Origin of the sequence: Tessaracoccus defluvii, assembly GCF_014489575.1 — a bacterium.
Classification (GTDB): domain Bacteria; phylum Actinomycetota; class Actinomycetes; order Propionibacteriales; family Propionibacteriaceae; genus Arachnia; species Arachnia defluvii.
In genome coordinates, this window is sequence record NZ_CP060789.1 from 750857 (window position 1) to 777124 (window position 26268).

The 26268-nt window shown below is 70.8% G+C and carries 23 protein-coding genes and 5 pseudogenes; 18 read left to right on the forward strand and 10 right to left on the reverse strand.

What is annotated here, in order from left to right; all coding sequences use genetic code 11:
* Nucleotides 1-18: 18 nt before the first annotated feature.
* From fabI to H9L22_RS03495, 4 genes and pseudogenes are all read left to right on the forward strand, one after another.
* Nucleotides 19-792, forward strand: coding sequence for an enoyl-ACP reductase FabI (fabI, locus tag H9L22_RS03480; RefSeq protein WP_187721608.1), 774 nt, complete (start codon nt 19-21; stop codon nt 790-792).
* Between the two features lie 65 nt (nt 793-857).
* Nucleotides 858-1642, forward strand: a pseudogene (locus H9L22_RS03485) (ABC transporter ATP-binding protein).
* Nucleotides 1639-2115 carry an NfeD family protein gene (locus H9L22_RS03490; RefSeq protein ID WP_226966098.1) on the forward strand — a complete coding sequence of 159 codons (477 nt, stop codon included), beginning with the start codon at nt 1639-1641 and terminating at the stop codon, nt 2113-2115. Before H9L22_RS03485 ends, H9L22_RS03490 begins: the two are co-directional and overlap by 4 nt.
* 9 nt (nt 2116-2124) lie before the next feature.
* Nucleotides 2125-3013, forward strand: a pseudogene (locus tag H9L22_RS03495) (SPFH domain-containing protein); the annotation flags it as partial.
* Between the two features lie 268 nt (nt 3014-3281).
* Here H9L22_RS03495 and H9L22_RS03500 read toward each other — a convergent pair.
* From H9L22_RS03500 to H9L22_RS18465, 3 genes and pseudogenes are all read right to left on the reverse strand, one after another.
* Nucleotides 3282-4250 (reverse strand): bile acid:sodium symporter family protein, encoded by a 969-nt coding sequence (locus H9L22_RS03500; RefSeq protein WP_226966099.1) that lies wholly within the window; start codon nt 4248-4250, stop codon nt 3282-3284.
* Nucleotides 4247-4870, reverse strand: a complete 624-nt coding sequence (locus tag H9L22_RS18460; protein WP_226966259.1) for an aminotransferase class IV — start codon at nt 4868-4870, stop codon at nt 4247-4249. Before H9L22_RS18460 ends, H9L22_RS03500 begins: the two co-directional genes overlap by 4 nt.
* A 90-nt stretch (nt 4871-4960) precedes the next feature.
* Nucleotides 4961-5961 (reverse strand): annotated as a pseudogene (locus H9L22_RS18465) (chorismate-binding protein); the annotation flags it as partial.
* A 54-nt stretch (nt 5962-6015) separates the two neighbouring features.
* Here H9L22_RS18465 and H9L22_RS03510 point away from each other — a divergent pair.
* Nucleotides 6016-6789, forward strand: a complete 774-nt coding sequence (locus H9L22_RS03510; protein ID WP_187721611.1) for a TrmH family RNA methyltransferase — start codon at nt 6016-6018, stop codon at nt 6787-6789.
* 4 nt (nt 6790-6793) lie between these two features.
* Here the strand turns inward: H9L22_RS03510 and H9L22_RS03515 are convergent, their stop codons facing one another.
* Nucleotides 6794-9172, reverse strand: a complete 2379-nt coding sequence (locus tag H9L22_RS03515) for an ExeM/NucH family extracellular endonuclease (RefSeq protein WP_187721612.1) — start codon at nt 9170-9172, stop codon at nt 6794-6796.
* Between the two features lie 110 nt (nt 9173-9282).
* Entirely contained in the window at nt 9283-9891 is a 609-nt protein-coding gene (def, locus tag H9L22_RS03520; RefSeq protein WP_187721613.1) for a peptide deformylase, read from the reverse strand.
* A gap of 97 nt (nt 9892-9988) precedes the next feature.
* Between def and H9L22_RS03525 the strand changes: the two genes are divergently transcribed.
* On the forward strand, nt 9989-11035 hold the full coding sequence (locus tag H9L22_RS03525; protein WP_187721614.1) for a tyrosine recombinase XerC: 1047 nt from the start codon (nt 9989-9991) through the stop codon (nt 11033-11035).
* On the opposite strand, the pseudogene H9L22_RS20255 reads toward H9L22_RS03525, so the two are convergent.
* The 3 genes and pseudogenes from H9L22_RS20255 to H9L22_RS18480 all read right to left on the reverse strand — a co-directional run.
* Nucleotides 10977-11138, reverse strand: a pseudogene (locus H9L22_RS20255) (M23 family metallopeptidase); the annotation flags it as partial. The gene H9L22_RS03525 and the pseudogene H9L22_RS20255 sit on opposite strands and share 59 nt — an antisense overlap.
* Nucleotides 11132-11542 (reverse strand): M23 family metallopeptidase, encoded by a 411-nt coding sequence (locus H9L22_RS18475; RefSeq protein ID WP_264292537.1) that lies wholly within the window; start codon nt 11540-11542, stop codon nt 11132-11134. The gene H9L22_RS18475 and the pseudogene H9L22_RS20255, both read right to left, overlap by 7 nt.
* Entirely contained in the window at nt 11539-11799 is a 261-nt protein-coding gene (locus tag H9L22_RS18480; protein ID WP_226966384.1) for a hypothetical protein, read from the reverse strand. Before H9L22_RS18480 ends, H9L22_RS18475 begins: the two co-directional genes overlap by 4 nt.
* Before the next feature lie 288 nt (nt 11800-12087).
* On the opposite strand from H9L22_RS18480, the gene rpsB reads away from it, so the two are divergent.
* The 7 genes and pseudogenes from rpsB (at nt 12088) to gdhA (ending at nt 18675) form a co-directional block, all read left to right on the forward strand.
* Nucleotides 12088-13002, forward strand: coding sequence for a 30S ribosomal protein S2 (gene rpsB, locus H9L22_RS03535; RefSeq protein WP_187721615.1), 915 nt, complete (start codon nt 12088-12090; stop codon nt 13000-13002).
* 30 nt (nt 13003-13032) lie between these two features.
* Complete coding sequence (tsf, locus tag H9L22_RS03540) at nt 13033-13842, forward strand: translation elongation factor Ts (protein WP_187721616.1); 810 nt, start codon at nt 13033-13035, stop codon at nt 13840-13842.
* Between the two features lie 101 nt (nt 13843-13943).
* Nucleotides 13944-14653 (forward strand): annotated as a pseudogene (gene pyrH / locus H9L22_RS03545) (UMP kinase).
* A gap of 31 nt (nt 14654-14684) precedes the next feature.
* Complete coding sequence (gene frr / locus H9L22_RS03550; RefSeq protein ID WP_187722551.1) at nt 14685-15239, forward strand: ribosome recycling factor; 555 nt, start codon at nt 14685-14687, stop codon at nt 15237-15239.
* Nucleotides 15239-16099, forward strand: a complete 861-nt coding sequence (locus H9L22_RS03555; RefSeq protein WP_187721617.1) for a phosphatidate cytidylyltransferase — start codon at nt 15239-15241, stop codon at nt 16097-16099. The genes frr and H9L22_RS03555 overlap by 1 nt, the downstream gene beginning before the upstream one ends.
* A gap of 27 nt (nt 16100-16126) precedes the next feature.
* Nucleotides 16127-17254 (forward strand): 23S rRNA (adenine(2503)-C(2))-methyltransferase RlmN, encoded by a 1128-nt coding sequence (gene rlmN, locus H9L22_RS03560; protein ID WP_187721618.1) that lies wholly within the window; start codon nt 16127-16129, stop codon nt 17252-17254.
* 83 nt (nt 17255-17337) lie between these two features.
* The gene (gene gdhA, locus H9L22_RS03565; protein ID WP_187721619.1) at nt 17338-18675 is read left to right on the forward strand and encodes an NADP-specific glutamate dehydrogenase; all 1338 of its coding nucleotides are present in this window, start codon (nt 17338-17340) and stop codon (nt 18673-18675) included.
* Between the two features lie 69 nt (nt 18676-18744).
* Here the strand turns inward: gdhA and H9L22_RS03570 are convergent, their stop codons facing one another.
* Nucleotides 18745-19461: a phosphotransferase gene (locus H9L22_RS03570; protein WP_226966102.1), complete on the reverse strand. Its 717-nt coding sequence runs from the start codon at nt 19459-19461 to the stop codon at nt 18745-18747.
* Between the two features lie 43 nt (nt 19462-19504).
* On the opposite strand from H9L22_RS03570, the gene dxr reads away from it, so the two are divergent.
* From dxr to H9L22_RS03595, 5 genes are read left to right on the forward strand one after another with little or no spacing between them, the layout of a single operon-like run.
* On the forward strand, nt 19505-20707 hold the full coding sequence (dxr, locus tag H9L22_RS03575) for a 1-deoxy-D-xylulose-5-phosphate reductoisomerase (protein ID WP_187721620.1): 1203 nt from the start codon (nt 19505-19507) through the stop codon (nt 20705-20707).
* On the forward strand, nt 20704-21987 hold the full coding sequence (locus H9L22_RS03580; RefSeq protein ID WP_187721621.1) for a M50 family metallopeptidase: 1284 nt from the start codon (nt 20704-20706) through the stop codon (nt 21985-21987). The genes dxr and H9L22_RS03580 overlap by 4 nt, the downstream gene beginning before the upstream one ends.
* A 47-nt stretch (nt 21988-22034) precedes the next feature.
* Entirely contained in the window at nt 22035-23177 is a 1143-nt protein-coding gene (gene ispG, locus H9L22_RS03585) for a flavodoxin-dependent (E)-4-hydroxy-3-methylbut-2-enyl-diphosphate synthase (protein ID WP_187721622.1), read from the forward strand.
* Nucleotides 23178-23187: 10 nt separating this feature from the next.
* Nucleotides 23188-24024 carry a GNAT family N-acetyltransferase gene (locus H9L22_RS03590; RefSeq protein WP_187721623.1) on the forward strand — a complete coding sequence of 279 codons (837 nt, stop codon included), beginning with the start codon at nt 23188-23190 and terminating at the stop codon, nt 24022-24024.
* 31 nt (nt 24025-24055) lie between these two features.
* Nucleotides 24056-25831 carry a proline--tRNA ligase gene (locus H9L22_RS03595; RefSeq protein WP_187721624.1) on the forward strand — a complete coding sequence of 592 codons (1776 nt, stop codon included), beginning with the start codon at nt 24056-24058 and terminating at the stop codon, nt 25829-25831.
* Here H9L22_RS03595 and H9L22_RS03600 read toward each other — a convergent pair.
* Complete coding sequence (locus tag H9L22_RS03600) at nt 25809-26246, reverse strand: hypothetical protein (RefSeq protein WP_187721625.1); 438 nt, start codon at nt 26244-26246, stop codon at nt 25809-25811. The two genes, H9L22_RS03595 and H9L22_RS03600, sit on opposite strands and share 23 nt — an antisense overlap.
* Nucleotides 26247-26268: the final 22 nt, after the last annotated feature.

Consider the following 26268-nt stretch of genomic DNA (forward strand, 5'->3'; position numbering starts at 1 on the left):
GGAACAGAAGGAAGCACCATGGGTCTGCTCGACGGCAAGAACATCCTGATCACCGGCGTCACCATGCGCACGTCCATCGCGTACGCCGCGGTGGAGATCGCGCAGCGCGAAGGGGCCAACGTCGTGGTCTCCGCTGCGGGCCGGGCCGTGGCGCCCGCCCAGCGGGCCATCGCGCGCCTGGAGCAGGTGCCGCCGCTCATCGAGGTCGACGTGACCGACCCGGACCACCTGGCCGCGTTGCCGGAGCTGCTCGGGCAGCACATCAACGGAGGCCTCGACGGCATCGTCCACTCCATCGCGTACGCCGATCCGGAGAAGGCGCTGGGCGGCGCGTTCCTCAGCACCGACTGGGACACGGTCGCCAACGCGCTCCACATCTCCGCCTACTCGCTGCAGTCGCTCACCATGGCCGCCAGGCCCGTCCTCAACCGGGGCGCCTCCGTCGTCGGCCTGACCTTCGACGCCACCGTCTCGTGGCCGGCGTACGACTGGATGGGGGTGGCGAAGGCCGCGCTCGAGTCGACCTCCCGCTACCTCGCCCGCTACCTCGGCCCGGACGGCATCCGCGTCAACCTGGTGGCCGCCGGCCCCGTCGACACCGTCGCGAAGAAGGCCATCCCCGGCGCGTCCTCCTTCAACGACATCTGGGCCGAGCGCGCCCCGCTGTCGTGGGACTCCTCCGATGCGGTGCCGTCCGCGAAGGCGATCGTCGCCCTGCTCAGCGACTGGTTCCCCGCCACCACGGGTGAGATGGTCCACGTCGACGGAGGCCTGCACTCCACCGGAGCCTGAACGGTCCCGGCCGTCGTGGCGCGGCCCCCCGCGCCGCCCGGGGCCGGTCGGGTAGGTTTGTGCCCATGGCAAGCGTGGCAGAGCTGGCGGGCGTGACGGTGCGGCGCGGAAGCGCCGTGCTGCTGGACTCGTTGTCGTTGATCATCGACGAGGGTGAGCGCTGGGTCGTGATCGGCCCCAACGGCGCGGGCAAGACCACCCTCCTGCAACTGCTGGGCGCGCACATGTACCCGAGCGAGGGGGTCGTCGGCCTCCTTGACGAGGTGGTCGGCGCCGTCGACGTGTTCGAACTCAGGCCCCGCATCGGTTTCACCTCCTCGGCCATCGCCGCCCGCATCCCGGACGGGGAGCGGGTCCGCGACGTCGTCCTGTCGGCCGCCTACGCCATCGTCGGCCGCTGGCGGGAGGAGTACGACGGCTACGACACGGCCCGCGCCGACCAGCTCCTGTACGACCTGCGCGTCGACCACCTGGCGGAGCGCACCTTCGGCACCCTCAGCGAGGGTGAGCGCAAGCGGGTGCAGATCGCCAGGGCACTCATGACCGATCCCGAGCTGCTGCTCCTCGACGAGCCGGCAGGCGGCCTCGACCTGGCCGGCCGCGAGGCCCTCGTCGACACGCTGTCCGGGCTGTGCCTCGACCCCGACTCGCCGGCGACCGTGCTCGTGACCCACCACGTCGAGGAGATCCCGAGGGGATCACGCATGCGCTCCTGCTGGACGGGGGGCGGGTCGTCGCGGCCGGCCCCATCGGCGAGACCCTCACGGATGAGAACCTCAGCCGTGCGTTCTCCATGGCCCTGACCGTCGGGCACCAGGACGGCCGCTGGTTCGCCAGGAGCCGACGGTGAGCGACTTCGTCGACTGGCTGGGCGCCAACCTGTGGTCCCTGTGGGGGATCACGGCCCTCGGCCTGGCCGCCGCGGAACTCTTCACACTCGATCTCACCCTCCTGATGCTGGCCTCCGGCGCGCTCGCCGGAGGCGTCGTCGCGCTCGTCTTCCCCGGCCTGTTCTGGCTCCAGATCGTGGTGGCTGTGGTCGTCGCGGTCGCGAGCCTGTTCCTGCTCCGCCCGACGCTGCTCGAGAAGGTCCGCAACGCGCCGGGCTACCGGTCGTCGCTGGACAACCTGGTCGGCGCCCGCGGCACCGTCACCGCCCTGGTGGGTGCCGAGACGGGCGAGGTCAAGGTCTCCGGGCAGGTCTGGGAGGCGCGTCCCTACGATCCCACCATCACGATCGAACCCGGCGAACCGATCGAGGTCTTCGGGCTCGACGGCATCACCCTCATCGTCTACCCGGTGCACCGCAGCATCGAAGGATAGGAGTCCGACATGCCTGAGTTCTTCCCGCTGATCGCCGCGGTGGTCGCCGCCGTGCTCGTGGTGCTGGTGCTCTCCGCCAGCCTCAAGATCATCCGCCAGCAGCAGGTCGCTCTCGTGGAGAGGCTCGGCAAGTTCCGCAAGGAGCTGCGGCCAGGGCCGCATCTCGTCGTCCCCTTCTTCGACCAGGTGCGCTACACCCTCGACATGCGCGAGCAGGTCGTCCCGTTCCCTCCGCAGGGGGTGATCACCGAGGACAACCTGATGGTTTCCATCGACTCGGTCATCTACTTCCAGGTCGTCGACCCGGGGCGGGCGGCGTACGAGGCGCAGAACTACCGGGCGGCGATCGAGCAGCTGACCATGACGACGCTGCGTAACATCATCGGCGGCATGGACCTCGAGGCCGCGCTGACCTCCCGCGAGGAGATCAACCAGCGCCTCCGGATGGTCCTGGACGAGGCCACCGGCAAGTGGGGCATCAAGGTCAACCGGGTGGAGCTGCGCGCCATCGAGCCGCCGCCGACCATCCGTGACGCCATGGAGAAGGGGGCCCGTGCCGAGCGCGACAAGCGGGCCCAGATCCTCCTCGCGGAGGGCCAGCGACAGTCGCAGATCCTGGCCGCTGGCGGCGACCGGGAGGCCTCCATCCTCCGTGCCCAGGGCGACAGGGAGGCGGCTGTCCTGCGGGCCCAGGCCGACCGGCAGGCGCAGATGCTGCGGGCCGAGGGCGAGGCGCAGGCGATCGGCACCGTCTTCGAGGCGATCCATGCGGCCGAGCCCGACCAGGCGCTGCTGGCCTACCAGTACATGCAGATGCTGCCCAAGCTGGCCCAGGGCGACGCCAACAAGGTGTGGATCGTCCCGAGCGAGCTGAACGACGCCCTCAAGGGGCTCGGCCAGGTGGTCGAGTCCGAGGAAGTGCGCGACTACGTCTCGAATACCGTGCGCCGCTTCACCGCCCCGGGGAAGGTCGACGTGCATGCCGAGATCGAAGCGCAGGCAGTGAGAGACAGGGCCCGCTCCGACAAGACGGTAGAGCGCGCGATCGCGGATGCGCAGGCCATCGACAGCGCCGCCAGGGCCCGTCGCAAGCCGGTCGCGCCCGAGCTGTCGTCCCGGCCGTCGTTCACCGAGTCGCCGCAGCCCCCCGCCACGCCGAGCTGAGGTCAGGCCGCCGGTTCGCCCGCCCGGCGGAGCCTGCCCGCCAGCACGCTGCTGACCACCAGCTGAGCCTGGTGGTAGAACATCAGCGGGATCACCAGCACGCTGACCACCGCGCCGCTGAACAGGACGCTCGCCATCGGCACGCCGGTGGCGAGCGACTTCTTCGTGCCACAGAACATGACGGCGATGCGGTCCTCGCGGCTGAAGCCGAGCCAGCCGCCCGCGGCCCACGTGAGCCAGAACATGCCTGCCAGCAGGACCGCGATCAGGGCCGTGACGAGGAGCAGATCCTCCGGGCGCAGCTCACGCCACACGCCCGAGACGCGCAGCTGGGAGAAGGCGCCGTACACGATGAGGGCGATCACGCCCTGGTCCAGGTAGCGGATGCGGGCCTTGTTGCGGGCCATGAAGTCGGCCGTCGCGAAGCGGGAGGCCTGGCCGAGGACGAACGGCAGCAGCAGCTGCACCACGACGGCCCAGATCTGGCCCAGCCCGATCGAGCCACCGCTGGTGGCGGGGAGGAACAGCATCGCCAGCAGCGGGGTGAGGATCACGCCGAGCACGTTCGACGCCGTCGCCGCGACCATTGCGGAGGCGACGTTGCCTCCCGCGAGGGACGTGAAGGTGATCGAGGACTGCACCGTCGAAGGAACCAGGCACAGGAACACCAGCCCCACCCGCATCGGCTCCGACAAGACGGTGTCCGGGATCGCCAGCACCGGGATCGCCAGCAGGGGGAACACCACGAAGGTGGCGGCGAGGATCACGAGGTGGACCCGCCAGTTCCGCAGTCCCGCCAGCGCCTCGGCGCCGGAGAGCTTGGCGCCGTAGCCGAAGAAGAGCACGAAGATGCCGATCTTCGTGACGACTTCGAGCGCCTCGGCGGCCCCACCGGACACCGGCAGCAGCAGCGCGACCGCCAGGGTGGCGAGGATCAGCACCAGCATCGGGTCGATCTTCAGTCTCTTCACTCGTCCTCCATCCGGGCCTCCAGCAGCCCGCGCAGCGCGTTGGTCACGACGATCCGGCCGGATCGGCGCAGCTGGGCCACGGTCAGCTCGGCCTCCTCCACCCGGCCCGCCCCGAGCGGGGACGGGTCGGCCAGCAGGGCGGCCCGCTGCACCCCGGGCAGCACCCCGAGTGAGGTCGGCGGGGTGAGCCACCGTCCGTCGACGAGGGCGAACACCGAGCACCGGCCGCCCTCCAGGACCCTGCCGGAGGCGTCGTGGCCGATGGCGTCGAAGGCGCCCCGCGACGTCGCCCAGGCTGTGGCCGCGTCCAGGTGGGCACGCGCGTCGGTCTTGTGCCCGGCGAGGGGATGGGCGGGCCAGGGCTCAGGTGCGAGCAGCACGCGGACAGGGACCGCGGTGGGTTCCAGCGGGCTGCGGGTCACGGAGGTCGCCCCATCTCCGGCGAAGCCCACCCGCACGGCCCAGGCCCCGGAGGACGCGGTGCCCGCGACCGCCGCGGCGACGGCATCGCCGGGCGGCGGGAAGCCCAGGGCGGCGGCGGAGGCCGCGAGACGTGCCGCGTGCCCCGCGGCCAGGGGGGCGATACCGTCGACGACGCGGATGGTCTCGAACAGCGCCACGGGCGGCGCGGGCTCGGCGACGAAGGCCGCCTTGGCCTCGCACTCCAGCCACTCCGCGGCCGGGTCGCTGTCGGCGACGATGCCCGACCCGATGCCGAGGGTCGCGGCGCCGTCGGCGGTGATTTCGACGGTGCGGATGGCGACGCTCAACCGCAGCCGCCAGCCCAACGCCCCGGGGTCAGGGTCGATGGTGCCGAGGCTGCCGGTGTACAGGCCGCGGGGGCGCCCTCCGCGGCCCGGATCAGCCGCATGGCCGCCAGCTTCGGCGCGCCCGTGATCGAGCCGCAGGGGAACGTGGCCGCCAGCAGTGTTCCCGGAGTGCAGCCGGGGGCAGGGTCGCAGGTGATGCTGCTGGTCAGTTGCCACAGGCCGCCGACCCGCTCGGTCTCGTAGAGGCGTTCGACGGCGACGCTGCCGGGAACCGCGACGCGGCTGAGATCGTTGCGGAGCAGGTCCACGATCATCAGGTTCTCGGCCCGGTTCTTCGGGTCGTCGCGCAGCCAGCCCGGGTCCTCCGTCGCGGGGGCCGTGCCCTTCATCGGCTTGGCGAGCACCCGCCCGTCGGCGACCTCCAGGAACAGCTCGGGCGACAGGCTGAGGGTCCACGGGGCGGCCGGGCCCGGCAGGTGCGCGAGCACCCCGTACGCGACCGGCTGCCTGGCCCGGAGCCGGTGCCACAGCCCGATCGGGTCGCCGTGGAGCCGTGCGGTGCGCGCATGCGTGTAGTTGACCTGGTAGCTGGTTCCTGCCGCGATGTCCTCCTGGAGCCGGGCGACGGTGTCGGCGTAGTGCTCCGGGTCGACGTCCGGGACCGCGGGGGTGAGCCAGCCGGGGGAGACGGCCGGGGGAGCCGGGGCCTCGTCGGCGGACTCGGCGAACCAGTATAGTGCGCCGTCCGCTGCCGGGAGCAGGCCGAGGTGCGCCTCCCCGAGTGTGTAGGGGAGCCAGGCGAAGCAGTGCAGGCCCTCGGCCCACCCGGCCTCCAGCGCCGCGTCGATGCCGCCCAGATCCACCGGGTCGACGCGGACCAGGCCCGTGAGCCGCCGGCTGCGGCCGACGAGCGCGTCGTCGAGCAGCACGAACGGTCCCATGGGCGAAAGGGTAGCGGGCGGCGTCGGGGCATCGCCCCCGGTAGTCTCGGCGCCGTGCTGATCGACGTGACGGACCTGGCTGACCCGCGGCTCAGCGACTTCGTGGGGCTACGCGATGCGCAGTTGCGGCGGCGCGAGGAGCGCTTCATCGCCGAGGGGCTGACCATCATCGAGCGGGCGTTCGCCGCCGGCTGCCGGCCCCGGGCGCTGCTGGTGCAGCCCCGCTGGCTGCCAGGGTTGGCCCCGTTGTTGGAGGCCTGGCCGCGGGTGCCCGTCTACGTCGCCTCGGAGGGGTTCATCGAACAGGTCTCCGGGTTCCACGTCCATCGTGGGGCGCTCGGCTCGTTCGATCGCCCGGCCGAGGCGGGCTGGGACGACGTCCTGGCCGGTCGGCGGCTGATCGTCTGCGAGGACACCGTCGACCACGCCAACCTGGGGGCCATCGTCCGGGTGGCCGCGGGGCTCGGCTGGGACGCCGTGCTGCTGTCGCCCGGTGCGGCCGACCCGTTGTACCGGCGGGCGATCAAGGCCTCGATGGGCGCCAGCCTGGAGCTGCCGTGGCGGCGGCTCGAAGGGGACCACGAACTGGAACGGCTGCGGGCCGCCGGCTTCCGGCTGGTGGCCACGACACTGTCCGACCGGTCGGTCGATCTCGCCGACTACCGGGCCGGCGACAGGGTCGCGCTGCTGCTGGGCACCGAGGGGTCGGGGCTCAGTGAGGGCTGGACCGCCCGCGCCGACGACCACGTCCGGATCGAGATGACCGACAAGGTCGACTCGCTGAACGTGGCCGCCGCCGCGGCGATCTTCGCCTACGCGCTGCGCTGAGGGATCAGCGTCCCGTGGACGGCAGCCCCGGCCGCACGACCGGCGGGGTGGGCTTCGTCGGCGACGGGGTGGGCTTCGTCGGCGGAACCTCTTCTTCCGGCTCGGTGAGCAACAGACCCACCAGGACCGGATCGTGGTCCGACGACCGGTACGGATCGTTGCCCCACAGCGCCTGCTGACCCTCCGACTTGAAGTTCAACTGGTAGTCGAACAGGTCGGACTCGTCCGCGTTGATGTTCCAGGCGGCGGCACCTGTCACGTACGGGGTCAGCGGCGAGCTGGACAGCGCGTGGTCCAGGTAGCCCGTCATGCCGTCGAACACGTACGAGTAGACGGCCGTCCCCTTGAACTGGTGCAGCAGGTTCGCGAATCCGGCCTCGACGAGGGCGTCGATCGGATCCTCGAACGTGTAGCTGTTCAGGTCGCCGAGGATCAGCGTGCGGTCCTCGCCCTGGCCGGTCGGGTCCCCGGCCAGCCAGGTCGCCATCGCCTTCGCGGCCGCCAGGCGCACCGCGTTGCAGTTGCCCGCGCCGTCGCCCTGGTCGGGCTCCTCGCAGGCGGAGCCCTTCGACTTCAGGTGGCTCACGGCGACGTTGAACGTCTCCCCGGTCGCGATCTCGCGGAAGGTCTGGAGCAGCGTCGGACGGTTGAGACCGTCCTGGTAGTCCAGGGCGGCCCAGTCGCCGACGGGGGCGACGACGGCCTTCTTGTAGATCAGCGCCTGGATGATGGCGTCATCGCCGAGCCGTCCCGTGTTGATCGCCGCGTAGACGTCTCCGCCGACCCGCGAGTTCAGGGCCCTGACCAGGTTCTCGACGGCCGTGCCGTTGTTCTCGATCTCCACGAGCCCGACCACGTCGGCATCCATCGCGGCGAGTGCCGCGACGATCTTGCTCTGCTGCCGCTCGAACTCCGCGGCGTTGTCGGCGCCGCGTGCGGAGTCGTCCTCCGAGGTGAGCGTGGTGAAGTAGTTCAGAACGTTCATTGAGGCCACGGTGACGTCGCCGCCGACCGCCGGCACTTCGGGCCGCGGGTTGGTGTGGGCGTGGTGGGCGCCCTGCGTCGGCTGGATGCGCCAGGTGTTGAAGGCGTGGCTCAGGATGCCGGTGAGGTCCGTGACGGTGTCACCCGCGCGGAAGTAGTTGTCGCGCGTGAACTCGCGCCCGTTCGGGTGGATCGCCGGGTCGGGGTTCTGGTTGGTGCGTCCGTCGTCGACGAGGATGCGGTTCGCCAGGTTCGTGGCGAGCAGGTCCGCCGCGGCAGATCCGGGTTCGACCACGGAGGTGGGGTTGTGCTGCCTGGAGCGGCCGTAGACGAGCTCGCCGTAGCGGTCGAAGTTGAACGTCTCCAGGATCGTCAGCGGCTCCGAGAAGGCAACGAGCATCGACTCCCGCGCCTCCGGGGAAGTCAGTGGCAGCCCGATCGCGGTGGGCGTGATCACCGAGGCGGTGCCGGTCGCCGGGACGACGGCGTTCGCGCGGAGCTGCGTCTGGCCACCGAACTCGCTCACGGGGCCCGTGATCCGCAGGAAGTCGCCGACCGCGACGTCGGCGCCGCCGGGCGCGTAGACGAAGATGGCGTCGCTGGTGGCGGCATCGCCGTCGCCGCCGTCCTGCACGAAGTAGCCGTTCAGCCCGCCGGTCTGGAAGTCGCCGGTGACGACTCCCTCGATCGTGACGGTCTTTCCGTTCATGGCGGCGATGTCCGCGGTGCCCTGCACGGCGCCGATCGCGACGACGTCGGACGGCGGGTCGACCGGCGGATCCGTGGGCGGATCGGTCGGCGGCGTCGTGGAGCCGTCACAGGTGAAGGTGCCCAGCACCGAGAAGGTGTTGTTGGGGTGACCGGTCCACTGCGCGGACGGGTCGAACTCGTTCAGCGGGTCGGTGTCGACCACGCAGCCAGAGCGCACCAGGGAGCGGTCCTGCGTCGCCACGCCACCGCCCGACCAGCCGCCGGCGGGGCGGGCCCCGGTCTGGCCGAACGAGTCGACGACGACGCCGGCGCGGTGCAGCTGGATGGCGTCATCGCCGTTCCAGATCCCGGCGGAGGTGAGGGCGTCGGCGGCGTCCACCAGTTCGGTGGCCGCCAGGCTGTGCGCCAGGGTCCAGCGGCCGCCGGCTGCCAGGGTGCCTGTCATGTCGATGGTGATGGAGGGGCTGGTGGCGCCGTTGCTGTACACGGCGACCGCGTAGTCGGACAGGTCGACGGAGGCGCCTGTCGGGTTGTAGACCTCGAGGGCCTTGTTGTTGCTGCTGCCCTCGATGTACACGCTGAACATCAGCGAGGTCGGGGCGGCTGAGGCCTGGCTGGGCGCTGCCAGCGCGAACCCTCCGGGGAGGGCCGCTGCTGTCAGCACCGCCAGTGCGCGTCGGGACATCATGGTGGGTGGACTCCTTGCGAAAGCCGGACGGATGCCGTCCGAGCCTAGGGTGCCCAGGAGTCCGGGGGGTGAACACAGGGAAAACGGGGGCCGAAGGTCGACCCGGGAGGTCAGGCCTCCGCGGTGACGGGCAGCGGGGCCACCTTCAGCTTCGGGGACACGGGCCAGTCGTCGGGGTAGCGGTAGGCCAGGTCGGCGACCTTCTGGTCCAGCTGACGGCGCGACCGGCTCGAAAGCCGGTCGCCGAAGACGGTGCCGTTGAGGTGGTCGGTCTCGTGCTGCAGGCACCGGGCCAGCAGGCCCGTGCCGCGGACGGTGATGTCCTCGCCGAACGCGTCCTGCCCGGTGCACACGGACTGGTCGGGGCGGGCGAGGCTCTGGTAGCCGCCCGGGTGGGAGAGGCAGCCCTCCTCGGCGGCTTCGAGGTTGCGGTCCTTGCCCTCGGGCAGTGTGACCTCAGGGTTGCACACGACGCCGAGCTGGATGTTGTCGTCGGCGTCGGGGCACTCGTAGATGAAGACGGCGAGATCGACACCGACCTGGGTCGCGGCCAGGCCGACGCCGTCGGCCGCCCGCATCGTCGCGAACATGTCGCGGATCAGCGTGTGGAGTTCCTCGCCGAACTCCGTCACCGGACGCGTCTGTGCGTGCATGACCGGGGTTCCCCACCTGGTGATCGGCAGAACCTTGCCGCCGGTGGTGAGATCGACTCCGGGCATGAACGCCTCCTGTGTGCCTTCGGGTTGGTGACCAGTCAAGTATGCCGCACCGGGTGTCGGTGCCCGGTGCGCCGCCCCGCTGGGGGAGGATGGAGCGGTGGAACTACCGCCGGGCTGGGCCGCCCTGATCGACGAGTACGCCGACCATGTGGGCGCCGAGCGAGGCCTGTCGGCCAACACCGTCCGTGCCTACCGCTCCGACCTGACGGCGCTCGCCGCCCAGGTGGACGTCGCCCCCGACATGGTGACCCTGTCCCGGCTACGCGGCTGGCTCGCCGCGCTCGGCGAGGCCGGAGCGGCACCCTCCAGCGTGCAACGGCGAGTCGCGTGCGTGCGCGGATTCTTCGCGTGGGCCGAGGCGGAGGGCCATCTGCGGGACAACCCCGCCGCCCGGCTCAAGTCGCCGCGGCGGAACAGGAGGCTGCCCCGGGTCCTGCCCGCCGGCGTCGTCGACGAGCTGCTTGCCGCGGGCGCCGATCGCGCCGCAGCCGGGGCCGATCCGCTGGCCGTGCGCGACCTCGCCCTGGTCGAGCTGCTCTACTCGAGTGGGCTGCGGGTGTCGGAGGCCGTCGGACTGCGCCTCGGAGACATCGACCGTGAGCGCCGCAGCGTGGTCGTCGTCGGCAAGGGGGACAGGCAGCGCACCGTCCCGCTCGGGGTTCCCGCGCTGCGGGCCCTCGACGACTGGCTGGGGGTGCGCCCTGCGGTCTCGCGCCCGGGGAGCCCCGACGCGGTGTTCCTCGGCGCACGCGGAGGAGCGCTGGACCCCAGGGTGGCGCGACGTGTCGTCCACGAGGCGACGGCGGCCGCCGGGCCGGGAGCGGAGATCGGCCCCCACGGCCTGCGTCACGCCTTCGCCACGCACCTGATCGAGGGCGGAGCGGATCTCCGCAGTGTCCAGGAGATGCTCGGCCACTCCTCGGTGGCCACCACGCAGATCTACACGCACGTCACCGCGGACCGGCTCCGCGACACCTTCCGGCAGGCGCACCCCGCGCCTGAGCTCACGGCGCCGGCAGCGTCAGCGGATCGACGAGCGCGCCGTCCCGCCACGCCATCCAGTGCAGGTGGCAGCCGGTCGACAGCCCCGTCGAGCCGACCCTCCCCATACGCTGCCCCTTCCCGAGCCGCTGGCCGACCGTGACGTCGAGGCCGGGCAGATGGTTGTAGGCGGTGACCAGGCCGTCGCCGTGGTCGAGGAAGACGCGCCAGCCGTAGGCGCGGCTCCACGCGGTCCGCGTCACCACCCCGGCCGGGGAGCGGTCACCGGTGAACCGCAGGCCGCAGCCAGGTCGACGCCGTCGTGCAGCCTGCGCTCCCCTGTGATGGGGTGGTCCCGCAGGCCGAACCCCGAGGTGAGGCGGCCGTCCACCGGTAGTCGACCGCCCCCGGCCGCCGCGACGGGCCGCGGCCGGATGACCGGCACCGTCCCACGCGGAAGCAGCCGGACCTCGGCCACCCGGCTCCCGGCGAGGGGATCCGCGTACCTGACGCCGTCGGTCAGGCCCCAGTGCAGGCAGGCAGCGGGCCGGCAGTGGCCTGCTGCGAGGGTGCCGAGGGGCTGCCCCTGCCGCACGGTCTCTCCCGTGGTCACGCTCGCGTGCACGTTCTGATAGGTGGTGCGCCAGCCGTCCCCGTGGTCGACGCTCACGGTCGGGGCCCCCGCGACGGACCCGGCGAACGACACGGTTCCCCCGCCGCGGCCACCACCGGGTCGCCCACCCGCCCGGGCAGATCGACGCCGCGGTGACCCGCCTCGTAGCGGCCCACGTCGTCAAACCCGCGGACCGGAACGCCGGGCAGGGGCGCGGCCAGGGACGGGGGAGGGGAGGCGGCGGCCGGGACCGGTGCCCACACGGTGGCGGGCAGCATGAGGAGGGCGACGCAGAGCAGACAGATCCGGTGCATACTCCGTTGTGGGTCACGCTCACGGGAGTGGCCCGGGCGAACCGGTGCCTGTGGACAGCAGACGGTTTGGCCGCCCCGGCGCGGGGCGATACGATGGACGACGCAGTCCTCATGGGCTGACATCGCATGCGCTTTCTCGGGTGACCGTCGACTTCCGCGTGGTCCCGCCTCCGGGCGGGTGCTGAAGGCCGGGCGCATCAGGAAGACCCCTCGGGTCGCAAACCACTGTGGGCCCCGGCCCACCCAAGTCAGGTGGGGCCGTCGCGCCCTGCCGCGAAAGGAACGGCCATGGCCGTCGTGACCACCCGTCAGCTGCTCGAGAGCGGCGTCCACTTCGGGCACCAGACCCGCCGCTGGAACCCCAAGATGAAGCGGTTCATCTTCGCCGAGCGCAACGGCATCTACATCATCGATCTTCAGCTGTCGCTGGGCTACATCGACAAGGCGTACCACTTCGTGAAGTCGACCGTCGCCCGCGGCGGTCAGATCCTGTTCGTCGGCACCAAGAAGCAGGCCCAGGAGGCCATCGCCGAGCAGGCCACCCGCGTCGGTATGCCCTACGTGAACCAGCGCTGGCTGGGCGGCATGCTCACCAACTTCCACACCGTCGCCAAGCGGATCCAGCGCCTCAAGGAGCTTGAGGGCATGGATCTGACCGACGTGGCCAACTCCGGCCTCACCAAGAAGGAGCTCCTGCAGCTCGATCGCGAGAAGATCAAGCTCGACAAGACCCTCGGTGGCATCCGTGACATGGTCCGCACGCCGCAGGCCGTGTGGATCGTCGACACCAAGAAGGAGCACCTCGCCGTCGACGAGGCCCGCAAGCTGCACATCCCCGTGGTCGGCATCCTCGACACGAACTGCGACCCCGACGAGGTCGACTACGCCGTTCCGGGCAACGACGACGCCATCCGCTCCGTCGCGCTGCTGACCCGCATCATCGCCGACGCCGTGGCCGAGGGCCTGATCGAGCGCTCCTCCGGTCGTACCGGTGAAGAGGCCGTCGCCGAGCCCATGCCCGACTGGGAGCGTGAGCTGCTCGGTGCCGAGGCTCCTGCCGCTGAGGCTGTCGAGGCCCCGGCTGTCGAGGCTGTCGAGGCTCCTGCCGCTGAGGCCGTCGAGGCTCCCGCCGCCGAGGCCGTAGAAGCTCCCGCCGCCGAGGCCGTCGAGGCCCCGGCCGTCGAGTCGACCGAAGCCAACTGATTCACCCACCACGGAAAGATCTGAGGACACATGGCAATCACCGCCGCTGATGTGAAGAAGCTCCGCGACGCGACCGGCGCGGGCATGATGGACGCCAAGAGGGCCCTCACCGAGGCCGAGGGCGACTTCGACAAGGCCGTGGAGCTGCTGCGCATCTCCGGGCTGGCCAAGGCGGCCAAGCGGGCCGACCGTGAGGCCACCAACGGCATCGTCGCAGGCCGCGACGGCGCCCTGGTGCAGTTCGCCGCCGAGACCGACTTCGTCGCGAAGAACGCCGAGTTCGTCGGCCTCGCCGACGAGATCCTCGGCGCGGTTCTCACCTCGGGAGCCACCGACGTCGCCTCCGCGAACGAGGCCGCCCTGGCCTCGGGCGCGAAGGTCGTCGACGCCGTTGCCGAGCTCGGCGCCAAGATCGGCGAGAACCTGTCGGTCGCCGCGGTCGCCAACTTCGAGGGCGCCTCGCACCTGTACCTCCACCGTCGTGCCGCCGACCTCCCGCCGCAGGTGGGTGTGCTCGTCGAGTACGAGGGCTCCGAGACGCTGGCCCACCAGGTTGCGCTGCAGGTCGCGGCGATGTCGCCCCAATGGGTCAACCGCGAGGATGTCCCGGCCGACCTCGTCGAGAACGAGCGTCGCATCGCCGAGGCCACCGCGCGCGAGGAGGGCAAGCCCGAGGGCGCCCTGCCGCGCATCGTCGAGGGTCGCGTGGGCGGCTACTACAAGGACGTCGTCCTCGTCGAGCAGGCTGCGGTCTGGGAGGACAAGAAGTCCGTCGGTGACGCCCTCAAGGAAGGCGACACCAGGATCGTGCGCTTTGTGCGGTTCGCCGTCGGCGCCTGAGCACACGACGACGCAGTGAAGTAGAGTGACGTGCGCCGCGACTTCGGTCGCGGCGCACGTGGCATGTCCGCCCCACGAGAGACGATCCTCAGGAGGAACCAGTGGCGTATCAGCGGGTGTTGTTGAAACTCTCCGGGGAAGTGTTCGGGGAGGAAAGCTCGGGGTGGACCCGGCGGTCCTGTCCTCCATCGCCGCCGAGGTGGCCGACGTGGTGCGTGGCGGCACGCAGGTCGCAGTGGTCGTGGGCGGAGGCAACTACTTCCGCGGTGCGGAGCTCTCCAGGAGCGGCATCGACCGTGACCGCGCCGACTACATGGGCATGCTCGGCACCGTGATGAACAGCATCGCGCTGCAGGATTTCTGCGAGAAGGCCGGCATCAAGACGCGGGTGCAGTCCGCGATCAACATGGCCCAGATCGCCGAGCCCTACATCCCGCGTCGCGCTGAGCGCCACCTGGAGAAGGGGCGGCTGGTCATCTTCGGCGCAGGCTCGGGCATGCCGTACTTCTCCACCGACACGGTCGCGGCGCAGCGCGCCCTCGAGATCGGGGCCCAGGTGCTGCTCATGGGCAAGCAGGGCGTCGACGGCGTCTACGACAAGGACCCGAACGTCCACGCGGACGCCACGAAGTTCGTCCGACTCACACACGACGAGTTCCTGCAGAAGGACCTGAAGGTCGCCGACGCCACGGCCATCTCGCTGGCGCGCGACAACAAGCTGAACATCGTCTTCTTCAATCTCTCGGAACCTGGGAACATCGCGCGCGCCGTCGCCGGCGAGGCGATCGGCACCCAGGTCTCCGCCAACTGACCGAGCCTGACAACCCAAGGAGCACTCCATGATCGCCGACATCCAGAAGGACGCCTCTACCCGGATGCAGTCCGCGGTCGACCACGCCCGCGAGGACCTGGCCACCATCCGCACCGGGCGCGCGCACCCCGCGATGTTCAACCGGATCAATGCCGACTACTACGGCGCGCCGACCCCGCTGCAGCAGCTCGCGCAGTTCACGTCGCCGGATCCCCGCTCGATGCTGATCACGCCCTTCGACCGGAGCGCCATCGGCGCCATCGAGAAGGCCATCCGCGAGTCGGACCTGGGCGTGAACCCCAGCAACGACGGGAACGCCGTCCGGATCGTCATGCCGCAGCTCACCGAGGAGCGCCGCAAGGAGTACAAGAAGATGGCCAAGGGCAAGGCGGAGGACGCGCGCGTCGCCGTCCGCAACGTCCGGCGCAGCGCCATGGATCAGCTCAAGAAGCTCGAGAAGGACGGCGAGATCAGCGAAGATGACCTCGCCCGCGCCGAAAAGAGCCTCGACGCCACCACCAAGAAGTTCGTCGACAGCGTCGACGAGCTGCTGAAGAACAAGGACGCGGAGCTCTCCGAGATCTGATGAACACCCCAGCCGACACCCAGCGCACCTCGAAGGCGGGCCGGAACCTCCCGGCCGCCATCGGGGTGGGTGTCGCCCTGTTCGTCGTCACGGCCGTCGGGCTGATCTGGTTGCCGTGGCTCTTCGCGGCCATGATGGCGCTGGGCCTCGTGCTCAGCACCGTCGAGGTCCACCGCGCCCTGCTGCGGAAGGGGATGCGGGCCGAGATCGTCCCCATCGCCGTCGGCACAGGCGTCAGCGTGCTGGGCGGCTTCGCCGTCAGCCGGTTCGACGTCTACGTCACGCCCATCGTGTTCGTGGTGTCCTGCCTCGGTGCCACGATGCTGGCCGTGCTCACCTCGCGCCTCCGCCGCGGTGTGGAGGGCTTCCTCCTCGACGCCGCCGCCAGCGCCCTGATCATCGCCTACATCCCGCTGCTCGGCGTGTTCGTGCCGCTCATGATGGCGGCGCCGCTGGGCACCATGCGCGTGCTGGTCGTGATCATCTGCGTGATCCTCGCCGACACGGGCGCCTACGCCACCGGCGTGCTCTTCGGCCGACACAAGATGGCGCCCTCGATCAGCCCCGCCAAGACGTGGGAGGGGTTCGCCGGTGCCGTCGTCTTCTCCATGGTCGGCGGCGCGATCGCCGTGCCTCTCCTGCTGGGCGCCGACTGGTGGGTCGGCCTGATCCTCGGCGCGCTGCTCTGCCCGGCCGCCACCCTCGGCGATCTCGTCGAGTCGCTCATCAAGCGGGACGCCGGCATCAAGGACATGTCCAACTTCCTCCCCGGCCACGGCGGCGTCATGGACCGGCTGGACTCGATGCTCGTCGCCGTCCCCGTCGGCTGGCTCGTCCTGCACCTCGCCCTCGGCGGCTGACAACCCAACCCGGAAAGCTCTCTTCTCATGACCGGCACCCTGCTCCCACTCGTCTTCGAGGCACCCCGCCGCGGCAAGCCGCCGCAGCACTGGTTCGACCTCGACAAGGAGGCCAGGGCCGAGGCGATCGCGAAGCTCGGCCTGCCGCGCTTCCGCGCCGACCAGATCAACCGGCACGTCTTCGACAGGCTCGAGGACGACGCCGCCGGCTTCACCGACCTTCCCGCCGGGCTCCGCGAGGAACTGGGCGAGCAGCTGTTCCCGAGGCTGCTGGAGCAGGTCACCCAGCGGCACACGGACGACGGCGGCACCGTCAAGACACTGTGGAAGCTGCACGACGGCTCGCTGCTCGAGTCGGTGCTGATGCGTTACCCGAACCGGACGACCCTGTGCATCTCCTCGCAGGCCGGCTGCGGCATGGCCTGCCCGTTCTGCGCAACCGGCCAGGGCGGCCTGAAGCGGAACCTGTCGCAGGCCGAGATCACGGCGCAGGTGCTCGCCGCAGACCAGCAGATCGCCTCGGGCGTCGTGCCCGGCGCCACGGGGCGCCTCAACAACATCGTCTTCATGGGCATGGGCGAGCCGATGGCCAACTACAAGGCCGTCATGGGCTCGATCCGCACGTTCGTCGAGCCTGGCCCGGCCGGTTTCGGGATGAGCGCCCGCAACATCACCGTCTCCACGGTTGGCCTGGTCCCGCAGATCGCGAAGCTGACGGAGGAGGGCCTCCCTCTCACGCTGGCCGTGTCGCTGCACGCCCCTGATGACGAACTGCGCGACGAGATCGTCCCGATCAACAACCGCTGGAAGGTCGACGAGGTCGTCGACGCCGCGTGGGAGTATGCGCGGCGCACCAAGCGGCGGGTCTCCATCGAGTACGCCATGATGCGCGACATCAACGACCAGGTCGAGCGGGCCGAGCTGCTGGCCCGGGTGCTGAAGCGCCGCGGCGACTGGGGCTGGGTGCACGTGAACCTCATCCCGCTGAACCCGACGCCTGGCTCCAAGTGGACGGCGTCGCGCAAGGCCGACGAGCGGGCGTTCATCGAGACGCTGGAGCGGCGTGGCGTGCCCGTGACTCTCCGCGACACGCGTGGCCAGGAGATCGACGGCGCCTGCGGCCAGCTCGCGGCATCCGTTTCGCAGGAGGCGTGAGCGGGTCCAGCGACTGGTCGCGGCGGGAGCCGGGTGGGCGGCACGGCTAGAATCCCCAAGGCCGTATTGACCTGAGGAGAACTATGGACCAGCAGTTGGAGCGCGTCTTCGAAGCCGTCGTGGCGCGGAACCCGGGTGAGGCCGAGTTCCACCAGGCGGTGCGTGAGGTCCTCGAGAGCCTCGGCCCCGTCATCAAGCGTCACCCCGAGTACCTCGAGATGAAGATGCTCGAGCGCATCTGCGAGCCGGAGCGCCAGATCATCTTCCGCGTCCCGTGGACCGACGACAAGGGCGAGGTCCACATCAACCGCGGCTTCCGCGTCGAGTTCAACTCCGCGCTCGGCCCCTACAAGGGCGGCCTGCGGTTCCACCCCAGCGTCTACCTGGGCGTCATCAAGTTCCTCGGCTTTGAGCAGATCTTCAAGAACTCGCTGACGGGCCTGCCCATCGGCGGCGGCAAGGGCGGCTCCGACTTCGACCCCCGCGGCAAGTCCGACAGCGAGGTCATGCGGTTCTGCCAGTCGTTCATGACGGAGCTGTACCGCCACCTCGGCGAGTACACCGACGTCCCCGCGGGTGACATCGGCGTCGGCGGACGCGAGATCGGCTACATGTTCGGCCAGTACAAGCGCATCACCAACCGCTACGAGTCGGGTGTGCTGACTGGCAAGGGCATCGGCTGGGGCGGCTCGCTCGTGCGCACCGAGGCCACCGGCTACGGCACCGTCGTCTTCGCCAACGAGATGCTGAAGACCCGCGGCGAGTCGATGGACGGCAAGCGCGTCACCGTCTCCGGCTCCGGCAACGTGGCGATCTACGCCGCCGAGAAGGCGGCCGAGCTCGGCGCCACCGTCCTCGGGTTCTCCGACTCCACCGGCTACGTGGTCGACGAGGGCGGCATCGACCTCGACCTGCTCAAGCAGATCAAGGAGGTCGAGCGCGGGCGCGTGTCCGACTACGTCGAGCGCCGTCCGGCCGCAAGGTTGGGCACCTCGGGCTCGATCTGGGACGTGCCCGTCGACGTCGCGCTTCCGTGCGCCACGCAGAACGAGCTGAACGGTCAGCAGGCCAGGACCCTGGTCGCCAACGGGGTCAAGGTCGTCGCGGAGGGCGCCAACATGCCCACCACCCCCGACGCCATGCGGCTCCTGCAGGATGCGGGCGTCCTGTTCGCCCCCGGCAAGGCGGCCAACGCCGGCGGCGTGGCCACCTCCGCGCTCGAGATGCAGCAGAACGCCTCGCGTGATCTGTGGAGCTTCGAGTACACCGAGGAGCGGCTCACGGAGATCATGAAGAAGATCCACGAGCAGTGCGCGACGACCGCGGACAGCTACGGGGTGCCCGGTGACTACGTGACGGGCGCGAACATCGCAGGCTTCGAGAAGGTGGCCAAGGCGATCCAGGCGTTCGGCCTGGTCTGATCCTCACCGGAATGACGACGGCGGGCTCCGGCCCGCCGTCGTCGTCGTTTCCGAGCGGCTGACCGCGGGTCAGCTGGTCGGGGCGTCGCCCCACAGCGCGCGGTACTGGGCGATCCGCTCCGGGTCCGGCGCGATGCCGTAGGCGTCCCAGAAGGCCTGCTCGTGTCCCGGGCCGAAGTTCCATTCCAGCGACCACGATGCGATGGCCAGGTCGGCCCACCGGTCGGCGACACCCAGCGACCCGAGGTCCACGTGGCCGACGAAGGAGCCGTCGTCGCCGACGATGGTGTTGGGCGCGCAGGCGTCCCCGTGGGCGATGACCAGCAGGTCGATGTCGTCCACGTCGCCGACCCAGTCGACGGCGCCGAACATGGAGATCGAGGGGTCGAGGGAGTGGAGACGGGCCAGCCCCTCGCCGATGGCAGCGGCCGCCCGGTCGGGCTCGGCCTTCCACCGGTCGGAGACGGCGGACGTGCCGGTCAGGGCGCCTGTCACCAGCAGCCACTCGCCGTCGCCCTCCTCGAAGTCGAACACGCGGGGCGACGGGTGCCTGCCGGACAGCCAGCTCATCCGCTCGGCCTCCGGCTCGAGGTCCACGGGGCTCCACTTGGCGAACAGGTCGCCGGTGCCGTCGGCAACCAGCCGCGCGGTCACCCCTCCGAGCTCGTTGCGCCACACCAGTTCGGCCACGTCGCGGCCGCGGCGGGCGGCCCAGTCGGTGATCAGCGGGGGACGGGGGTGCCGGGTGGGGAGAGGAAGCCAGAGCCATGCCCCCGATCGTGGCACACGCGCCCAACCGGTGCCTGCGCCTACGGCCTAGACTTGCCCGGTGCGCACCATTGTCCTGCTCGGCTCCACCGGATCCATCGGCACTCAGACCCTCGACGTCGTCTCGACCCGCAGGGACCGGTTCCGCGTCCTGGGGCTCGCGGCCTCCGGCTCCAACCTGGAGACCCTGGCGGCCCAGATCGTCGAGTTCGCGCCAGAAGTCGTCGCCCTGGCCCGCCCGAGCGCGGCGAACGAGCTGCAGCGGCTGCTGTATGCGGCCGGCGACGAGCGCGGCTGGAACGACGGCGAGTTCCCGATGCCGAAGCTGCTGCTCGGCCCCGACGCGGCCACCCGGCTCGCCGGGATGGCCTGCGACGTCGTCGTCAATGCGGTGACCGGCGCGGCCGGCCTGCTGCCGACGCTGGCGGCGCTCGAGGCCGGCACCACGCTGGCCCTGGCCAACAAGGAGTCGCTGGTCATCGGCGGCAGGCTCGTCGCCGACGCGGCGGCGCCCGGCCAGATCGTCGCCGTCGACTCCGAGCACTCCGCCTTCGCCCAGGCCCTGCGGGCGGGCCGTGCCGACGAGGTGCGTCGCCTCATCCTGACGGCGAGCGGCGGCCCGTTCCGCGGCCGCAGCCGCGCCGAGCTGGTCGACGTCACACCCGACCAGGCGATGGCGCACCCCACCTGGGACATGGGCCGCGTGATCACCATCAACTCCTCGACGCTGGTCAACAAGGGGCTCGAACTGCTCGAGGCGGGCCTGCTGTACGGCGTCGACCTCGACGACATCGTCGTCACCGTGCACCCGCAGTCGATCGTGCATTCGATGGTCGAGTTCCACGACGGCTCCACCATGGCCCAGGCCTCGCCGCCGGACATGCGCCTCCCGATCGGCATCGCCCTCACCTGGCCGGAGCGGCTCGCCGACGCGGCCCGCCCGTGTGACTGGACGACGCCGGCCGCCTGGACCTTCGCCCCGCTCGACGACGACGCCTTCCCCGCGGTGCGCCTCGCCCGCCGGGCCGGCCACGCGGGAGGCTCCGCGCCCGCCGTCTACAACGCCGCGAACGAGGCCTGCGTCGACGCGTTCTGCGCCGGTGAGATCGGCTTCCTCGACATCTGCGACATCATCGCGGCCTGCCTCGACGAACACCTCGCGGACGGCCACCTCCCCGACGACGACCTCACCGTCGACGGCGTCCTCGCGGCCGACGCCTGGGCCAGGGGCCGCGCCGCCGAGCTGGCGGGGGCCCGCGCATGACCGTCGTCGTGACCGTGCTGCTGGCGGTCCTCTTCTTCGCGCTGATCATGGTGTCGATCGCGCTGCACGAGGTCGGCCACCTGGTGCCGGGCAAGCTGTTCGGCATCAAGGTCACGCAGTACTTCGTCGGCTTCGGGAAGACGCTGTGGTCGACGACGAAGCGCGGCACCGAGTACGGCGTCAAGGCCTTCCCGCTCGGCGGCTACGTCCGGCTCGTCGGCATGTACCCGCCGGTGAAGCCCGGCAGGAAGGACACCCGGCTCAACCGGATGGCCGACCAGGCCAGGGCGTTCGAGTGGGAGGACATCACGCCGGCCGACGACGGCCACCTGTTCTACCAGAAGAAGACGTGGCAGAAGATCGTCGTGATGCTCGGCGGCCCCACCATGAACCTGCTGCTGGCCTTCCTGATCTTCCTCGGCATCAACCTGTTCCACGGCACGTACCAGTCGACCCTGATCGTGGCAGGCGTCTCCGAGTGCGTCGTGCGGGCCGACCGGGAGGACCTGACCTGCACCGACGCCGACCCGCTGACCCCGGCCGGCGAGGCCGGCGTCGAGGTGGGGGACCGGCTCGTCTCCTTCAACGGCGTCGCGCTCACCGACTGGGTGCAGATGGGCGACCTGATCCGGGCCAACCGCGACGGCGCCGCCACGATCGTCGTCGAGCGCGACGGGCAGGAGCTGACCCTGCCGACCGTCAACACGGCGCTGAACTTCGTCCCCGACCGGCTCGACCCGAGCCGCTACGTCGAGGCCGGCTTCCTCGGCGTCTCGCCGACCACCGAGCTGGTGCGCGGCGGTGTCGGCGCCACCGTCGACCAGATGTGGACGATGACGCAGCAGTCCGCCGTCGCGCTGGCCAGCTTCCCGGTGCGGGTCTGGAACGTCGCCGCGGACCTCGTTACCGGCCAGCCTCGCGACATCAACTCGCCCCTGTCGATCGTCGGCGCCTCCCGGGTCGCCGGCGAGATCGGGGCCTCCGACGACATCCCCGCAGGCGACAAGGTCGCCACCTGGCTGTCGCTGCTGGGCTCGGTCAATCTGTTCGTGGGGCTGCTCAACCTGGTGCCGCTGCTGCCGTTGGACGGCGGCCACATCGCCGGGGCACTGTTCGAGTGGCTGCGCAGGCAGGTGGCCCGCCTGCGGGGACGCGCCGACCCCGGCCCCGTCGACACGGCCCGCGGGCTGCCCCTGACCTATCTGGTCGGCGGCTTCCTTCTGATCGGCGGTGTGGTGCTGATCCTGGCCGACATCATCAGCCCCATCCAGCTCCTCTGAGCCCGTCGGTTGGGGCCGATTCCCGGCGCGGTACTAATCTTGGGGGCATGTCCGTGAACCTCGGTATGCCTGCGCCCGCCCCCGTGACCCTCGCCCCCCGTCGCGAGACGCGCCAGATCAAGGTCGGGAAGGTGCTCGTGGGCGGCGGCGCCCCCATCAGCGTCCAGTCCATGACGACGACGAAGACGACCGACATCAACGGCACGCTGCAGCAGATCGCCGAGCTGACAGCCACCGGCTGCGACATCGTCCGTGTCGCCGTCCCCAGCCAGGACGACGCCGACGCGCTGCCGATCATCGCGAAGAAATCGCAGATCCCGGTCATCGCCGACATCCACTTCCAGCCCAAGTACGTCTTCGCGGCCATCGACGCCGGCTGTGCGGCCGTGCGCGTGAACCCGGGCAACATCAAGCAGTTCGACGACAAGGTCGCCGAGATCGCGAAGGCCGCCGCCGACGCCGGCGTCAGCCTCCGCATCGGCGTCAACGCCGGCTCACTCGACAAGCGACTGCTGGCCAAGTACGGCGCGCCCACCGCAGAGGCCCTCGTGGAATCGGCGCTGTGGGAGGCCTCCCTGTTCGAGGAGGTCGGCTTCCGGGACTTCAAGATCTCGGTCAAGCACAACGACCCGATCGTCATGGTCCGCGCCTACGAGCTGCTGAGCGAGGCGTGCGACTATCCGCTGCACCTCGGCGTCACGGAGGCGGGGCCCGCCTTCCAGGGCACCATCAAGTCGTCCGTCGCGTTCGGGGCGCTGCTGAGCCGCGGCATCGGCGACACCATCCGCGTGTCGCTGTCCGCGCCGCCCGCCGAGGAGGTCAAAGTCGGCCTCAAGATCCTCGAGTCGCTGAACCTGCGCCCCCGCAAGCTCGACATCGTCTCCTGCCCCTCCTGTGGCCGCGCCCAGGTCGACGTCTACACCCTGGCCGAGCAGGTCACCAAGGGCCTCGAGGGAATGCAGGCACCGCTCCGCGTCGCCGTCATGGGCTGCGTCGTCAACGGCCCGGGCGAGGCCCGCGAGGCCGACCTCGGCGTCGCCTCCGGCAACGGCAAGGGCCAGATCTTCGTCAAGGGCGAGGTCATCAAGACCGTGCCGGAGGCTGACATCGTCGAGACACTCCTCGTCGAGGCCCGTCGGCTCGCCGCTGAGATGGGCGAAGTCGGCGAACCGCAGGTCAGCGTCTCGTAGGCTGCTCCGCATGACATCGAGGCTGCGGACCCTGGGTGCCGCAGACCGGGACGCGGCGCTGTCCTTCCTGGCCAAGCGGCCGGTCGAGAACCTTTTTCTCACGTCCAAGGTCGGCGCCTACGGCATCGACAGACGCCGGCTCGGCGTCGTCCACGCGTTCGAGCGGGACGGCGAGATCACGTCGCTCCTCCTCGACGGCGGCACCGTCTTCGTCGCCGGCTTCGACCCTGACGCGCTCCCGGCGTTCGTCGCGGAGCTCGGCCCGCTGCGTCGCTGCACCTCGATCCTCGGCCCGGCCATCTCGGTGCTCGGCCTGTTCGTCGGGCTGTCGGAGCGCTGGCCGGGGGCCTGGGGGAGCATCTCCAACGTGCGGCGCCGCCAGCCGCTGATGGTGCTGGACGCGCCGCCCGCCGTCGAGCCGGACCCGCGGGTGCGACTGTTGACGCACTCGGACTTCCCCAGCTACCTCGAAGCCTCCGTGAGCATGTACACCGACGAGATCGGCAGTTCCCCGTTCAAGTACGGCCCCGGCTACGACAGGTTCGTGACCGAGCGGCTGCGGCAGCGCGACGCTTACGGCATCGTCGACGATGACGGCCGGGTGATCTTCAAGGCCGACCTCGGCCCGAAGCACGGCAACCAGGCCCAGCTGCAGGGCGTCTGGGTCGCCCCCGATCTGCGGGGACGGGGGTTGAGCGTCCCGGCGCTGGCCGGCATGCTGCGGTTGGCGATGGAGCGCTACCCGGTGATCAGCCTGTACGTCAACGACTTCAACGCCCCGGCCATCGCGTCCTACGAGCGGCTCGGTTTTGTCGAGGTCGGGGCCCTGGCCACCGTCCACTACTGAGGTTCCGGGGCGTCGGCGCTAGAGTTGCCCCGTGATTTCGAACCTTTCCTCGCTCTTCGTCCGCACCCTCCGCGACGACCCCGCCGCCGCCGAGGTACCGAGCCACCGCTGGCTGGTGCGCGCCGGCTACATCCGTCGCGCCGCCCCCGGCATCTACAGCTGGCTGCCGCTCGGCCTGAAGGTGCTGCAGAAGGTCGAGTCCATCGTCCGTGAGGAGATGGAGGCCATCGGTGCGCAGGAGGTGCACTTCCCGGCGCTGCTGCCGCGGGAGCCCTACGAGCAGACGAACCGGTGGACCGAGTACGGCGACAACCTGTTCCGCGTCGTCGACCGCAAGGGCGCCGACATGCTGCTCGGCCCCACGCACGAGGAGATGTTCACGCTGCTGGTCAAGGACCTGTACTCCTCGTACAAGGACCTGCCGCTCAGCCTGTTCCAGATCCAGACCAAGTACCGCGACGAGGCCCGCCCGCGCGCCGGCCTGCTCCGCGGCCGCGAGTTCGTGATGAAGGACTCGTACTCCTTCGACATCGACCAGGACGGGCTCGAGGCGTCGTACCAGGCCCACCGTGAGGCCTACATCAAGATCTTCACCCGGCTCGGCCTCGACTTCGTCATCGTCGCGGCCATGGCCGGCGCCATGGGCGGCTCCCGCTCCGAGGAGTTCCTCGCGGTGGCCGCCAACGGTGAGGACACCTTCGTCCGCTCGCCCGGCGGGTATGCCGCCAACGTCGAGGCCGTCCGCGTCGCGCCCCCGGCCGCGCAGCCGATCGAGGCCGCCCCGGCCATGGCCATCGTCGCCACCCCCGACACCGGCACGATCGCGGGCGTCGTCGACCTGCTCAACGCGGAACACGCCCGCGCCGACCGGCCCTGGACCGGCGCCGACACCCTGAAGAACGTGGTGTTTCTCGTCACCGCACCTGATGGGACCACCTCGCCGCTGGCGCTCGGCCTGCCCGGGGATCGTGAGGTCGACGCCAAGCGGCTCGAGGCGGCCCTGGAGCCGTCGGTCGCCACCCCGTTCACAGCCGAGGACTTCGAGCGCTACCCGGACCTGTTGGTCGGTTTCATCTCGCCCGTCAGCCTCGACGGCACCCGCGTGCTCGGCGAGGAATCGGTCACGAAGATCCGCTACGTCGTCGATCCGCGGGTCGTCGACGGCACGGTCTGGGTGACGGGAGCCAACGTCGTCGACGAGCATCTCTCGGGCGTCACCGCCGGCCGCGACTTCGTGGCCGACGGCGTCCTCGACGTGGCCGAGGTCCGCGAGGGCGATCCCGCGCCCGACGGCTCCGGACCCCTGACCCTCGCCCGCGGCATCGAGATGGGCCACATCTTCCAACTCGGAAAGAAGTACGCCGAGTCGCTCGACCTGAAGGTCCTCGACCAGAACGGCAAGCTGCAGGTCGTCACGATGGGGTCCTATGGCGTCGGGGTGTCCCGCGCCGTCGCCGCCGTCGCCGAGGCGACCTGCGACGACAAGGGCCTCTGCTGGCCCGTCGGGCTCGCCCCGTACCCCGTCCACATCGTCGCGACCGGCAAGGACCAGGCAGTCTTCGACGAGGCCGCCCGCATCGCGGCCGAGCTCGACGCAGAGGGCGTCGACGTGCTCGTCGACGACCGCAAGGCGAGCCCGGGCGTCAAGTTCGCCGACGCCGAGATCCTCGGCATGCCGGTGATCCTCGTCATCGGCCGCGGGCTGGCCGAGGGCAAGGTCGAGCTGCGCGACCGGCGCACCGGCGAGCGCAACGAGGTGGCCGTCGGCGACGCCGTGGCCGCGATCAGCGAGCTGCTGGCCCGCTGACGAGGTCGGGGAGAGCGCGGTGGGCGGCCATGAGGCAGCCCGCCGCCCCCGCCGCGAGCAGGAGCAGAGGCACGACCTGCAGGGCGTCGATGTGGCCGAGGACCGCCGCCCACGACACGAACACGAGGGCGCCGGCGAGCGCCCACCAGGCGGGGAACCGGTTGACGCGGCGGGAGAACACGCCGATCCAGGCTCCGATCGCGGCGACGACTCCGCAGAGCACCGTCACGGGGGCGTGGAAGCCGCCGTATCCCCAGACGAGCGGGTCCAGCCAGCTGTGGAGCGACACCGGGTTCGGGTCGGTCAGCGCCGCCCACGTCATCCGGTACGTGGGCGCGAGCATCCAGGCGACGGCGCCCGTCAGCGACACCGCGGCCCCGAGCTGCCAGAAGGTCCTGCTGCGCGCCATCGTCATGCATGGAGTCTAGCCAGGCTCC